Genomic DNA, 12,360 nt, shown 5'->3' on the forward strand with positions numbered 1-12,360 from the left:
CAACCGCACCCGCCCGCACGAACTGCGCCACCGCATCCTCGGCCGCGAGAACCTTTCCCATACTCACGACTTCCGTCCATGTTCTGCCCACGCGCACCGACTCAGCCCGACAACCGCACCCGCCCGCACGAACTGCGCCACCGCATCCTCGGCCGCGAGAACCTTTCCCATACTCACGACTTCCGTCCATGTTCTGCCCACGCGCATCGACTCAGCCCGACGACCGAGCCAGGCTCGACGAACCAGGACACGGCCTCGGTGGCGGTCAGTAACTTACGCACGCCGACCGCCACTCGGTGTAGAAGTCCCAGACCTGCGGCGAGCACTCGGGCGGGCCGAACTGCGACAGCTTGGCGCCCATGTGCGGCAGATGCGCGTACGCGCCCACGCCGGGCCGGTTGACGTGGAGCATCCCGGCCTCGAAGCGTTCCAGCGCCTCGAAGATGAGGGCCGGGTCCTGGGTGAAGATGGTGCCGCTCATGCCGTACTTGACCGAGTTGGAGATGCGCATGGCGTCGTCGAAGCCGTCGCAGTCGACCACGGAGAGCACCGGCCCGAAGATCTCCTCCTGGGCGATCTCGCTGTCCCACGGCACGTCGCGCAGCACGGTCGGCTCGACGTAGAAGCCGTTGCCGGGCGCCCGCCCGCCGCCCGCGACGACCTTCGCGCCGGCCTCCTGGGCGGTTCTGATCGCGTCCAGGCAGGCCTGCATGCGCGCCTCGCTGATCACCGGGCCGATGTCGGCGCCGACCTTGATCTGCGCGACCTCGGCGACCAGCTTGTCCAGGAACTGCTCCTTGACCGCCTTGTCCACGACGACCCGGGAGGTGGCGCTGCACCGCTGCCCGGACTGGCCGAAGGCGCCGAACGCCGTGGCCTTCACCGCCTTGTCGAGGTCCGCGTCGGCCAGCACCAGCACGGCGTTCTTGCCCCCGAGCTCCAGCTGCGTGCGCAGCAGGCGGGGCGCGCCCGCGGTGTGGATGGCCAGGCCCACCGGCAGCGATCCGGTGAAGCTGATGCCGGCCACTCCCGGGTGGGAGACCAGCGCCTCACCGGCGGCGATGTCGCCCTGCACGAGGTTGAGCACCCCGGCGGGCACGCCCGCGTCCACGAACGCCTCCACCAGCAGCGCCGCGGTCAGCGGCGTGAACGGCGACGGCTTGAGCACCGCCGCGCACCCGGCCAGCAGCGCGGGCGCGACCTTCCACATGGGGATGGCCAGCGGGAAGTTCCACGGCGTGACCAGCCCGACGACGCCGATCGGCGCGCGGAAGGTGTAGGCGAAGGTCCGCGGCTCCTCGGCCGGCAGCGTCTCGCCCTTGAGCCGGCGCCCCTCCCCCGCGGTGAAGTCGAGGATGGCGAGGGCCCGCTTCACCTCGCCGCGGGCCTCCTTGAGCAGCTTGCCCTGCTCGCGGGTGATCGCCTGGGCGAAGTCCTCCGCCCGCTCCTCGATGAGGCGCTCGGCGGCCCGCAGGTGCTCGGCCCGCTTGATCGGCCCGAGCGCCTTCCACGCCGGCATGGCCGCGGCGGCCGCCTCGACGGCCAGTTCGACGTCGGCGCCGCCGGACTCGGCGAAATCCCCGATGTGGTCGGAGACGTCGCCCGGGTTGATGTTCGGCCGGGTCTGCCCGCTCTCGGGGGCACGCCATTCGCCTCCGATGTGGTTGAGCAGGTAGCGACTCGGGATCGTCGCCATCGAGTTCCTTTCCTCTCATGTTCTAGTACGGCAAAGCCTCACTGCCAGGGATGTTCCGGACAAGGGGGATAAGCCTGATGCCCCCGATAGACAGCGGCTATACGCCTCTGCCTATGGCCGCCATAGGCAAATCACACATTGGCCGGGCCGTACACCTGGACTAGACATGCCGAAAGCCACCCCTCTCGATGGCAAGGCGCGAGTTCACCCCGAATTCACCTCCTTGAAGCCCGAGGGATATCCGACATAAGCCAGCATTCGGTGCGAAATCCCTCAGAAGGGTAGATAAAGGATGAAAATTCGTATCGGGGTTGCTCTCGCATCCCTGTTCGCGCTGACGGCCTGTGGCGGAGCGGGTGCGAGTGACTACGACTGGGCCGCCGCACCGGACGCCGCGAAGATCGCCGAGCAGGGCAAGGAACTGCCCACGTACGGCCTGGCCCCCGACTGGGCCAACTACGGCGAGGTGGTGAAGACGTTCTGCGCCAAGCACAACGGCGCCTGCGCCCACAAGGACACCGACATGTCGTCCTCGGAGGAGATCGTCCGCATCGACGCGGAGAAGGCCAACCCCATCGCCACGGCCAGCGACATCGGCCTGATGTGGGGCCCGGTCGCCGAGGCCAAGGGCGTGGTGCCCGCCTACCAGCCGCCGTCGGCCGCCAAGCTCAAGGACTGGCAGAAGGGCAAAGGCGGCTGGGTCGCCACCTTCGTCGGCGCGCCCGCCTTCGTGGTCAACACCGACAAGGTCAAGAACCCGCCCAAGAGCTGGGCCGACCTGCTCAAGCCGGAGTACAAGGGCATGATCGCCACCAAGAACCCGACCTCGTCCGGCACCGGCCAGGCCATGGTCGTGGCCGCCGCGGTCGCCAACGGCGGCTCGGCCGACAACCTTGCACCGGCCTACGGCTACTTCAAGAAGCTCAAGGACACCGGCAACCTCAGCGACGTCAAGATGAGCGAGGAGACGCTGGAGAAGGGCGAGGCCCCCATCCAGATCAACTACGACTTCAACGGCATCGCGCAGAAGACCGCGCTGAAGGAGAAGAACGTCAACGTCGAGGTGATCATCCCGGCCGACGGCTCCGTCTGGTCGCCCTCCGGCCTGATCATCAACAAGTACAACACCAAGAAGGGCGACTTCCTCAAGGGCTTCCTCGAGTACGTGCTGTCCGACGAGGCCCAGCTCCTGTTCGCCAAGTTCGGCGCCCGCCCCATCCGCGCCCTGAACGGCGACCTCCAGGTCCCGGCCGAGGCGAAGGCCAACTGGCTGCCGGAGAGCGCGTACGCGCCCGTGAAGGAGATCGAGATCACCAAGGTCAACGTCGAGACGATCCTCGCCGACTGGGAGGCCAAGGTTCTCGCGTGACCTCCCACGTAGAGGGACGACCGGCGATGCTCACGCGCCGGTTGTCCCCCCGCAGATTCCTCACCAGGTGGGGGCCGGCGCTGCCCCTGCTGGTGTTCACCACGGCCACGCTGGTGCTGCCCGCGATCATGCTGGTGTACGAGAGCTTCGCGCTGCCGGACGGCGGCCTCGGCTTCGAGCACATCACCAAGGTCGCGAGCAACCCCGTGGACCGCCAGGCCATCGGCGGCTCACTGGCGCTCGGCGTCGTGCAGGCCACGCTGGCCACCGCGATCGGCGCCCCCGCCGCCTGGCTGATCACCCGGATGCGCCTGGGCGGGCGCGCCTTCTGGCTCTCGCTCATGAACGTGGCGTCGAACTTCGCCGGCATCGGCCTGGCCTTCGGCTTCGTCGCGCTGATCGGCTCCACCGGCATGCTGACGCTCATCCTGAAGGCGCTGCTCGGCGTCGAGGGCAACCCGTTCCCCTCGACCGGCTCCTTCAACGGCATGAACCTGGTCTACCTGTACTTCAACGTGCCGATGTTCGTCCTGCTCACGCTGCCCGCGCTGAGCGTGCTCAAGAACGACTGGCAGGAGGCGGCCGAGGTCTGCAAGGCGACCCGGTGGCAGTTCTGGCGGTATGTCGGCATCCCGGTGCTGTCGCCGTTCGTGATCGCCGGCTGGCTGCTGGTCTTCACCTGGACGATCGGGGTCTACGCCGTCGCGTACGCGGTGGCGGCCTCGCCGGGCTCGCAGAAGCTCATCACCCTGCAGATCGGCACCACGCTGGAGACCTCGGTCTTCGGCCTCGGCCGCGCCGCCGTCCTGTCGGTGCTGCTGATGATCCTGGCCATCGGAGCCACCGTGCTCTACCGGCTCTGCCTCAAGCGCGCCGCGAGGTGGTTGTGACCAGACGCGTCTTCCTCGGCCTGCTGGCCGTCTACTTCGGCCTGCCGCTGCTGGCCGCGCTGCTCTACTCGGTGGCCACCCGGTGGACCGACACCCCGCTGCCCGACGGCTACACGCTGAGCCACTGGATCAACGTCTTCGCCAAGCCGGACGTGGTCGGCGCGCTCGGGCGTTCGCTGCTGCTGTCGGCCGTGGTGGTCGTCATCGAGATCGTGCTGGTCGTGCCGGCCGCGTACTGGTCGGTGGTGCACAATCCGCGCATCGGCTCGATGATCCAGACGATCGCCGTCATCCCGTTCGCGATCCCGTGGGTGGTCGTGGGGGCGGGGATCCAGCTCGTCACCAAGTCGGTGGCTCCCCAGCTGTTCGGCACGTTCTGGCTGCTGGCGGCCTCGACCGCGGCGATCTCCTTCCCGTTCATGTACCGAGCGGTGGAGAGCTCGCTGCTGGCGGCGGGAGCCGTACAGCTGAGCGAGGCCGCTGCGACGTGCGGGGCCAGCCCGATGCGGACGCTGCTCAAGGTCATCGTGCCGGCCATTCGCGGCGGCGTCGTCTCCGGCGCGCTGCTGGTCATCGCGACCGCCATGAACGAGTTCGCGCTGGCCAAGATCCTCGTCGGCGTCAGCTTCGAGACGCTTCCGCTGTGGTCGGCCCGCCAGTTCGTCTCCCGCACGCTCGGCGACCCCAACGCGCTCGCCGTCGTCACCATCTTCACCTTCGGCCTGCTGTTCGCGCTGTCCGCCCTGGTCGTCTGGCTCGGCCGCGGCAGGGTGAGCGCGAGCATGGGAGGGAACACCATCTCATGAGCCATGTCGTACTCGACCGCATCACCAAGCGCTTTTCCGGGCACACGGCGCTCAACGGCGTCAGCGTCCACGTGGAGCAGGGCGAGATGCTGGCGCTGCTCGGGCCCTCTGGCTGCGGCAAGACGACGCTGCTGCGCTGCATCGCGGGACTGACCGCCTTCGACAGCGGCCGGCTGACCATCGGCGGGGCCGACATGTCCGGCGTGCCGGTCAGGAAGCGGCCGATCGGGATGGTCTTCCAGTCCTACGCGCTCTTCCCCAACCTCACCGTCCGCGGCAACGTCGCCTTCCCGCTCACCGTGCGCAAGCAGGACCGCGGGCGCACGAAGGAGCGCGTGGACGAGATGCTCGCCCTCGTCGGCCTCGACCAGCTGGGCGACCGGCTGCCGAACCAGCTCTCCGGCGGCCAGCAGCAGCGCGTCGCGCTCGCCCGCGCCCTGTCGCCCGGCCCCGAGGTGCTGCTGCTCGACGAGCCGCTGTCCGCCCTCGACGCCCAGGTACGCACCCGGCTGCGCGACGAGGTACGCCGCATCCAGCACCAGGTCGGCATCACCACCGTCTTCGTCACCCACGACCAGGCCGAGGCGCTGGCCATCTCCGACCGCGTCGCGGTCATGAACGCCGGCGACATCGAGCAGTGCGGCCCGCCCGCCGAGATCTACACCGCGCCCTCCACCCGCTTCGCCGCCGGCTTCGTCGGCAACCGCAACACGCTCGAACTGTCCGCCGTCGACGGCAGGGTGCGCGCGGGCGGCGCGTTCGACGTGCAGGCGCCGTCGGAGCGGGTCCTCGCCATGTTCCGCCCCGAGGACGTCGAGCTCTCCCGCGACGGCGAGGGCGCCCGCGCCACCGTGGACGTCACCGTCTTCCTCGGCGCCACCACCCGCGTCTACACGCAGGTGCAGGTCAACGGCCACCCCGCCACGGTCTTCGCCGACATCTCCTCGCGCGCGGCAGCCGGCCTCACACCGGGCGACGAGGTCCGCATGCGCGTCGCCGACGCGCACGTCCAGGTCTTCCCCGCCTGACATTTCCGGTGCGGCCCCGCCGGGCGATCCCCCGATCGCCCGGTCAGCCGTTTCCTGTGGCCAGTACCCACGCGAGCGTGACCGGGACCGCCGCCCCCACGACCAGGAGCACCAGCACCCGCAACCACCCCGGCAGCCCCCGCTCCGTCACCACCGCGGCCGCCGCCCCGCTCAGCCCGAACGCCACCACCGCCGACACGCTGTCCGGCACCGTGTCGGTCCACACCGGCAGCACCCACTGCCCGAGCAGGACCAGCGCGACCAGCACAGCCGCCAGCCACCCGGTCGCCGCCGCCCGCGCCACGTTCACCAGCCGCAGCAGGTAACCAGCGCCGACCAGCACCGCCGCCGAGACCGCCGCCTGGGTCCCGAGCAGCGTGACCAGGCATCCCCACTCCTCACAGCCGACAGCCTGGTAGATCAGCTCGACGCTGGCCCACCACACCAGCCCCAGCGCGGCGTAGACCGCCGCCGCTCTCACCCACCGCCCCCGCATGGCCCCATCATGGCCAATCATCGTGATCTACGCGAGGTCGGCGGCCCGCTTCTCGTCCCAGGCGGCCTCGGCGACCCGGCCCAGCTCGCGCAGCGCGACGGCCCGGTTGGCGTGCACGTCGGCCTGCGGTTCCAGCTCCAGTGCCCGGGTCAGGTCGGCCACCGCGCCTTCCAGATCTCCCGTCTCGTAGCGCAGCACGCCCCGGTTGGCCCAGGCCGCGGCCAGCTCGGGCGCCGCCGCGACGGCCAGCTCGAACGCCTCGTGCGCGGTGGTGTACCGGCCGGCGGCGGTCTCCAACTGGCCGAGAACCGCCAGCAGGTGCGGATTGCCCGGCGCCAGCAGCAGCCCGGCCGTCACGTCGGCCCTGGCCTCCTCGTCCCGCTCGGCGGCGGCCAGCAGCCCGGCCCGGTTGATGTAGGCGTCGAGGTAGCCGGGATCCAGCACGATCACGTGGCCCAGGTCGGCCAGGGCGCCTTCCTCGTCGCCCTCGGCCAGGCGCAGCTCGGCCCGGTTGTAGTACGCCTCGGGCAGCGGCGGGCCCGCCTCGATCGCCGCTTCGTAGTCGGCCAGCGCCTCGGCGTACCTGCCGAGCCGGAAGCGCAGGTTGCCTCGGTCGACGTAGTAGTCGGGGAAGGCGGGGTCCAGCGCGATCGCCGCGTCGTAGTCCTGCAGCGCCTCGCGGGTACGGCCCGCGCCGGCCAGCAACTGAGCCCGGTTGGCCAGCAGCACCATCCGGTGCACCGGGTGCCGCTCCCCCAGTCCCTTGGCCAGCTGAACCGCCGACTCCACCAGCTCCAGCGCCCGCCCGGCGTTGCCGAGCCGCAGCTCCACCAGGGCCAGGCCGTTGCGGTCGAAGCCGAGCTTGAAGGCGCGCTCGACCGGGTCGGGCAGCAGGGTCGAGATGGCGATCGCCTGGTTGAGCCAGGCGCGGGCCCGGCCCAGGTCGCGTTGCGCGGGATCGGGGTGGCGGGCGTCCAGCATGGCGATGCCGTACGCGCCGGCGGCGTGGACGGCCGGATCCTGGCTCACGCGCCGCACGCGCTCCCACAGCGCCCGCGCCTCCCGGGTACGGCCGAGCCCGCCGAGCGCGGTCGCGGTGCGCTGGGCGAAGCGCCACCACAGGGCGCCACCGGCCGGGGCGCGGTCCATGCCGCGCTCGCCCAGTTCGACCACCGCGTGCAGGAACCCCTCCCGCACACACCGGTCGACCGCAAGCCACAGCTCCTCGGCGTCGCGCTCGTCGCCGGGATGTTCGGGTCCGTCCTCGTAGACGGTGAAGCTCAGCACCTCCGCCGGAACCCTGCGCATCAGCACGTTCAGCAGTTCGGCGTCAGTGGGGTCGGCCCGCGCCGCGTTGCACACCACGACGGTGCCGCCGGGCGGAGCGACCATGCGCACGAACTCGGCGAGCCCGTTGGCGATCCTGAGCGTACGGCGGGGCGCGGGGACCAGGATCCGCTCGTCGTCGGGTAGTTCGGCGTCGAGCGTCACCCGCCTGGCCGGCACCCGGTCGCGAAGACCGGGCGCGGCAGCACGGATCTCAATGTCGTGGGCCGCCACGAGACGTTTAGAACGTTCCATGGCGGCCGGCACGAGGTGGTGCAGTAGCGCTGCCCCGACGGTATAGGGACCATGAGGCAGCCGGTGCGCGTCGATCGGCGGCATCAGCAGCGACATCTCGTCCACTTGGGCCGGTGGTGCACCCTGAACCCTGAGATGGGACCTGTTCTCGATCACCCCTGGTGAATGACGCTGGAGGTCCCGGTAAGCTTCGCGGTTCCTGGCTTACGGACGACGATGCGCTTCATGGTGTACCTCTCTGTACGGGGGTAATTCACCATTATTCGGACACTCCACCGAATATCAAGATTTATAAGGAATAAGCCGGAGGCCAATAGGTGAGAACTTGTTGTAGCTTATTGGCCGTTATTTGTTGATTAGTTGGGCCGAAACCAGCTTGCTGCGGTGACCTTCTGCCGTTCTGCCTCCTCGATGAGCGTGCACAGACAGCGACCCAGCAAGGTCACCGACTGACAGCACCCCGGTCCCACGGTCGAGCGCGCCCTGACGATCGCCGTGGCACGCTGGAGCAGGCGGTCGAGACTCGGCTCGCCGCTGCCCTTGACGGCTCGGTTGTTCCACGGACACGACTCCCTCTCCGTGCAGGCCATCGCCTTGACCGGCACGATCGGCAGCGCCGTACGGACCAACTTGAGAGGATCGTCGCGTTTGACCCTAAGGTCCGCGAGGACCTTGGAGGCGCGGCGCGAGACCCGCAGCAGCCCGGCGTCGGAGCTCGGCGGGGACTGTTCGGTCCTCGCCACCTCGCCCGACATCGGCGGGCCGCCACGCCCGGGTACGACGAGCAGCATCGCCCCCGCCATGAGCCCGCCGCCGATGATCAGGCTCAGCCCGACCGGCTCGCTGAACCACAGCACCGCGATCGCCGCCACCCAGAGCGGTTGCGACGACATCAGCACCGCGCTCGGCACCGCCGGCACGTGAATCTGCCCGTAGGAACGTGCCAGGAAGCCCAGCGCGCAGGCCACCACCGACAGATGCGCCAGGATCGTCCAGTCGCCCCCGGTGGACGGGAGCACGATCCCGTCACGCGCCGCGAAGGCGCCGGTGGACAGGCCGATCGTGGCCAGCTGGATGACGGTGACGGCATAGGCGTTGAAGCCCTGCCTGGCCCTGGACACCCGCGCCAGCAGCAGCGTGTGCCCCGAGTAGAGCGCCGCCGCCCCGAGCGTGGCGGCCAGCGCGACAATGGATAGCTCGTGGTCCTCGGCCCCGCTCAGCAGGGTGAACACCGTCATCCCCGCCATCGCCAGCGCCACTCCCACCCAGACCCGCATCGGGACGCGAACCCGGAAGAGCGCCAGCGCGAGGAGCGGCGTGATGATCACGCTGCACCCCACCGCGAAGCCGGACACCGAGGAGGGCAGACTCTCCAGCGCGACCGCCTGGGCCGTCTGCCCCACACCGAACATCACCCCGAGAACGATCGCGTTGATCCAGGTGGATCGCGAAAGCCCCCGCAGACACCCCGGCCGGAGGAGAACGAGAGTGATCGCCGCGATGGTGTATCGCTCGGCGAGCAGATCCTCCACTGGTAACCGGTGAATGAGGTCCTTCATCAGCGGAAACGCCGACCCCCAAGCGGCGCTGACGAACAACAGAAGCACGGCTCCCAGGAGGGGTCGGGGAGCGGGCACGCCTGCCATGGGAAAAGCATGGCACTACAATCAGCAGCCGTTGGTGTACAGCCCGGAGCTGGTGATGCTCCTCTACCACTCGGAGTGAAGCTCCTCACTCACGGGTTCGCACACCCCTACCCGGCCCCCCTGACGAATCGTCCAATCCCCACAATTCCCCCGGCCACCTTGGGCATCTCCTTCCACGTTCCCCGGACGTGAAAAGGGGCGCCAGTCGTGACTGGCGCCCCGGAGAAGGACGGATCAGCGTTCCGCGACGGCCGCGGAGGTGAGGCGCTTCTCGATGAACACGACGGTCAGAGACCCCACGTTCCGCCGGGAGACCTCCTGCCACCCCAGCGCGAAGTACAGCGCCAGAGCGGCCTTCTGGTTGAGCGTGGTGTCACCCTGGACGCTGTGAAAGCCGAGCTCCAGTGCCCGCGCCTCCAGAGCCTGCACCATGGCCCGGCCGAAGCCGCGCCGCTGGAACTGCGGATGCACCCGCAGCCGGCACATCTCGGCCATGCCGGCGTCGACGGGCTTGATGCCACCCATGGCCACGACCCGGCTGTCGACCTCGCCGACGAGGAAGTCACCGCCGCACGCCAGATAGATCTCCTGGATGCGGGGGAAGTCGTCGTCGTAATAGACGCCGTCGCCCGGCGCCAGGCCCACCTCCGCGAGGCAGATCCGGTGCAGGGCGAGGATCGTGTCAAGGTCAGACCAGCGGTAGCGCCTGATCTTCAGGTTCATGCACCATTGCTCCCTTCCCCGACGGGTGCCGCCTGTGGCTTGTAGAGCTGACTCTGGAAGTCCGGCAGGTCGGGGTGGTTGGGTTCCCTGGCTTTCACGGACTGCTCCAACTGCAGAGCGGGCCGCATGACGAGTTCGGTGCGGTACTCGTCGGTGAGTTTCATGAGAGCGGCCGTGCCTATCTTGAGCGCTTCGCCGACGTCGCCCTCGATCAGGCGGCACTGCGCCTGGTCCAGGCGGATGAGCGTCTGGTCGAGGATGTGGTCGGAGTATTTGTCGAGCGCCTGGCCCAGGACGACCTCCGCTTCGAGCGTCTGCCCGAGCTTGGTGAGGACGTCACCCTGGTAGAAGTAGAGCTGCTTCTCGGTGTAGCCGAAGGCGACGTCTTCCTGCTCGTGCGCCTTCATGTGGGTGAACGCGTTCCTGGCCCGCAACAGCGCCTTCTTGGCCTGGTCGACGATCTCCTTCTTGCTGTCGGTGCCGGAGATCATGGCGAGCGCGCGGGCCTCCACGACCGGCGCCATGGCCTGCGCGGCGCAGGATGTCTGCCCGGCCAGGTCGCGGCTCTTCTTCGCGAGGTTGAGCGCTTCGCGGGCGTCGCCGTAATAGAGGGGTACGAGAGCTTCGCGAGCGGTGACCCACGCGCGCAGGGCCCGGTCGCCCGTCTCGTCGGCCGCGGTCCGGCCGGTGCGGAAGAAGGACCTGGCCAGCCGGTGGTCGCCCAGGTTGATCATGATCATGCCGCTCAGCCCGGCGAGCTGGGCGGCCATGCGGCACAGCCGTTCCTGAAGGTCGATCGGCTGCCTGCGCGACATCGCGGCGCGCACCGCGCTCAGCTCCAGCAGCACGTCACACAGCAACCGCAAGGGCGCGGTCGTGGTGTACTGCCGGCCGAACGCGAGGGTCGCGTCCTCCCACTGGTCGAGCATGGCGGCGGAGACGGACGACGAGACCAGCATCTCGTCCATCCGTCTCCTGATGCCCTCGGCGGCGCCGATGACCTGGGCGTCGAGCTTGAGCGACGTGTCGCCGCGCAGCAGCCTTAACAACGTCCTGCGCATGACGTTCTCGTGCTCTTCGCCGGCCTCGTCGGTGGGCTCGGTCGAGGAGGCCGGGACCCAGACGTCGCGCGGGCGGTCGATCTCGATGGCGTCGATCGTCTCGCTGCGGACCACACCGGGCATCCGGTGCCCGTGGCCGCAGATGCAGGGGCCGTCGTAGCCGAGCGACTTGGGCTCGACCCGGTAGACGCTGCACAGGTAGTGGAGGTATTCGGGTCCGGGCCGCTTGAGCCCGCTCTCGTACGCCGACAGCAACGTCTCACCGATGCCCGGCGGCGGCTTCTCATCACGCTCGAACAGGGCGCGAACCTGCTCGATGACGTCGGCCAGCGCGATGCCGTGGCTCAGGCGGTGACCCTTGATCTTGGTCGTCCCGAACTGTGGCTCACAGGCTTCGTGGATCTCCTCAGCGATCTGGGCAGCGGTACGGCCGGCGGCAAGGCCCTTGGCCCGGATCCGCCGTGCCATTTCCGTTTCCCTGTGCTGTCTGCCGGACATCCCGGCCCCTCTCACACACGTCCCGACGGGTCCGCTACCGCTGACGCAGCGTAGTCCAAAGATAGCACTGCGCCTACCAAGAACTATGGCCCATTAATGACAGGTTGAAAACGTCCTCTTGAAGCTTACGGTTAAGGATCGTCCCCCCGCGGACTGTTTCTTACAACCCACTAGGGAGAACGTCGCCCCCTGTGCGCGAAGGGCCTCGTTGCGTCACCGGCCGACTTGAGTCATCTTTTGCTCACCAGCAACGACTCAAGGGAGGCATCGAGGTGGGAGGCGACAACGTCGGACACTTGGAGAGGCTCGCGGCGGAACTCTGCAGCCACGGGCTGCTCGCCAGAGTAGTGCGGACGCAGTCCGGCCGGCTCTTCGTACGGGTCATCAATCCTGCGGCCACCAGCCTGTCCGAAAACGTCACCTGCCGGCCGAACGCCGACGTTCCCGACTGGTGGTACTGCTGGTCGTGGGGCGAACGGTTGCACACGGCCGACGATCCGGCCGGTGCGGCGACCAAGGTCGCACGCGTGCTCGCCGCGGTGGGGGAGTGACCATGCGGTGATCCG

General features: G+C 69.1%; 11 protein-coding genes. 5 read left to right on the forward strand and 6 right to left on the reverse strand.

All coding sequences use genetic code 11. The features are described 5' to 3' along the window. Positions 1-265 precede the first annotated feature (265 nt). Positions 266-1,696: an aldehyde dehydrogenase family protein gene (locus HNR40_RS08320; RefSeq protein ID WP_184959636.1), complete on the reverse strand. Its 1,431-nt coding sequence runs from the start codon at positions 1,694-1,696 to the stop codon at positions 266-268. Positions 1,697-1,988: 292 nt separating this feature from the next. Here HNR40_RS08320 and HNR40_RS08325 point away from each other — a divergent pair, with 292 nt between their 5' ends. Genes HNR40_RS08325 through HNR40_RS08340 form a run of 4 tightly spaced genes read left to right on the forward strand, consistent with a single transcriptional unit; the run spans position 1,989 to position 5,789 of the window. Then, positions 1,989-3,065 carry an extracellular solute-binding protein gene (locus HNR40_RS08325; protein WP_184959638.1) on the forward strand — a complete coding sequence of 359 codons (1,077 nt, stop codon included), beginning with the start codon at positions 1,989-1,991 and terminating at the stop codon, positions 3,063-3,065. Next, the gene (locus HNR40_RS57085; RefSeq protein WP_184959640.1) at positions 3,062-3,955 is read left to right on the forward strand and encodes an ABC transporter permease; all 894 of its coding nucleotides are present in this window, start codon (positions 3,062-3,064) and stop codon (positions 3,953-3,955) included. Before HNR40_RS08325 ends, HNR40_RS57085 begins: the two co-directional genes overlap by 4 nt. After that, complete coding sequence (locus HNR40_RS08335; protein WP_184959642.1) at positions 3,952-4,761, forward strand: ABC transporter permease; 810 nt, start codon at positions 3,952-3,954, stop codon at positions 4,759-4,761. Before HNR40_RS57085 ends, HNR40_RS08335 begins: the two co-directional genes overlap by 4 nt. After that, positions 4,758-5,789 carry an ABC transporter ATP-binding protein gene (locus HNR40_RS08340; RefSeq protein WP_184959643.1) on the forward strand — a complete coding sequence of 344 codons (1,032 nt, stop codon included), beginning with the start codon at positions 4,758-4,760 and terminating at the stop codon, positions 5,787-5,789. Before HNR40_RS08335 ends, HNR40_RS08340 begins: the two co-directional genes overlap by 4 nt. Positions 5,790-5,832: 43 nt before the next feature. On the opposite strand, the gene HNR40_RS56125 is transcribed toward HNR40_RS08340, so the two are convergent. The 5 genes from HNR40_RS56125 to HNR40_RS08365 form a co-directional block, all read right to left on the reverse strand. Continuing rightward, positions 5,833-6,285, reverse strand: a complete 453-nt coding sequence (locus HNR40_RS56125) for a hypothetical protein (RefSeq protein WP_184959645.1) — start codon at positions 6,283-6,285, stop codon at positions 5,833-5,835. A 27-nt stretch (positions 6,286-6,312) separates the two neighbouring features. After that, entirely contained in the window at positions 6,313-7,962 is a 1,650-nt protein-coding gene (locus HNR40_RS08350) for a tetratricopeptide repeat protein (RefSeq protein WP_184960481.1), read from the reverse strand. Between the two features lie 260 nt (positions 7,963-8,222). Beyond that, positions 8,223-9,512 (reverse strand): DMT family transporter, encoded by a 1,290-nt coding sequence (locus tag HNR40_RS08355; protein ID WP_281395107.1) that lies wholly within the window; start codon positions 9,510-9,512, stop codon positions 8,223-8,225. 234 nt (positions 9,513-9,746) lie between these two features. Then, positions 9,747-10,235: a GNAT family N-acetyltransferase gene (locus HNR40_RS08360; protein WP_184959649.1), complete on the reverse strand. Its 489-nt coding sequence runs from the start codon at positions 10,233-10,235 to the stop codon at positions 9,747-9,749. Next, positions 10,232-11,764, reverse strand: coding sequence for an NsdA family TPR-like regulatory protein (locus tag HNR40_RS08365; protein WP_246508773.1), 1,533 nt, complete (start codon positions 11,762-11,764; stop codon positions 10,232-10,234). The genes HNR40_RS08360 and HNR40_RS08365 overlap by 4 nt, the downstream gene beginning before the upstream one ends. Before the next feature lie 326 nt (positions 11,765-12,090). On the opposite strand from HNR40_RS08365, the gene HNR40_RS08370 reads away from it, so the two are divergent. Further along, on the forward strand, positions 12,091-12,345 hold the full coding sequence (locus HNR40_RS08370; protein ID WP_221340171.1) for a hypothetical protein: 255 nt from the start codon (positions 12,091-12,093) through the stop codon (positions 12,343-12,345). The last annotated feature ends 15 nt before the right edge of the window (positions 12,346-12,360 follow it).

The organism is Nonomuraea endophytica (genome assembly GCF_014203235.1).
GTDB lineage: Bacteria > Actinomycetota > Actinomycetes > Streptosporangiales > Streptosporangiaceae > Nonomuraea > Nonomuraea endophytica.

Bases quoted from the DNA above. Each gene is read 5' to 3' on its own strand.
- HNR40_RS56125 (WP_184959645.1), bottom strand. From the start codon at position 6,285: ATGCGGGGGCGGTGGGTGAGAGCGGCGGCGGTCTACGCCGCGCTGGGG.
- HNR40_RS08350 (WP_184960481.1), bottom strand. From the start codon at position 7,962: ATGTCGCTGCTGATGCCGCCGATCGACGCGCACCGGCTGCCTCATGGT.
- HNR40_RS08320 (WP_184959636.1), bottom strand. From the start codon at position 1,696: ATGGCGACGATCCCGAGTCGCTACCTGCTCAACCACATCGGAGGCGAA.
- HNR40_RS08325 (WP_184959638.1), top strand. From the start codon at position 1,989: ATGAAAATTCGTATCGGGGTTGCTCTCGCATCCCTGTTCGCGCTGACG.
- HNR40_RS08340 (WP_184959643.1), top strand. From the start codon at position 4,758: ATGAGCCATGTCGTACTCGACCGCATCACCAAGCGCTTTTCCGGGCAC.
- HNR40_RS08355 (WP_281395107.1), bottom strand. From the start codon at position 9,512: ATGGCAGGCGTGCCCGCTCCCCGACCCCTCCTGGGAGCCGTGCTTCTG.
- HNR40_RS08360 (WP_184959649.1), bottom strand. From the start codon at position 10,235: ATGAACCTGAAGATCAGGCGCTACCGCTGGTCTGACCTTGACACGATC.
- HNR40_RS08365 (WP_246508773.1), bottom strand. From the start codon at position 11,764: ATGGCACGGCGGATCCGGGCCAAGGGCCTTGCCGCCGGCCGTACCGCT.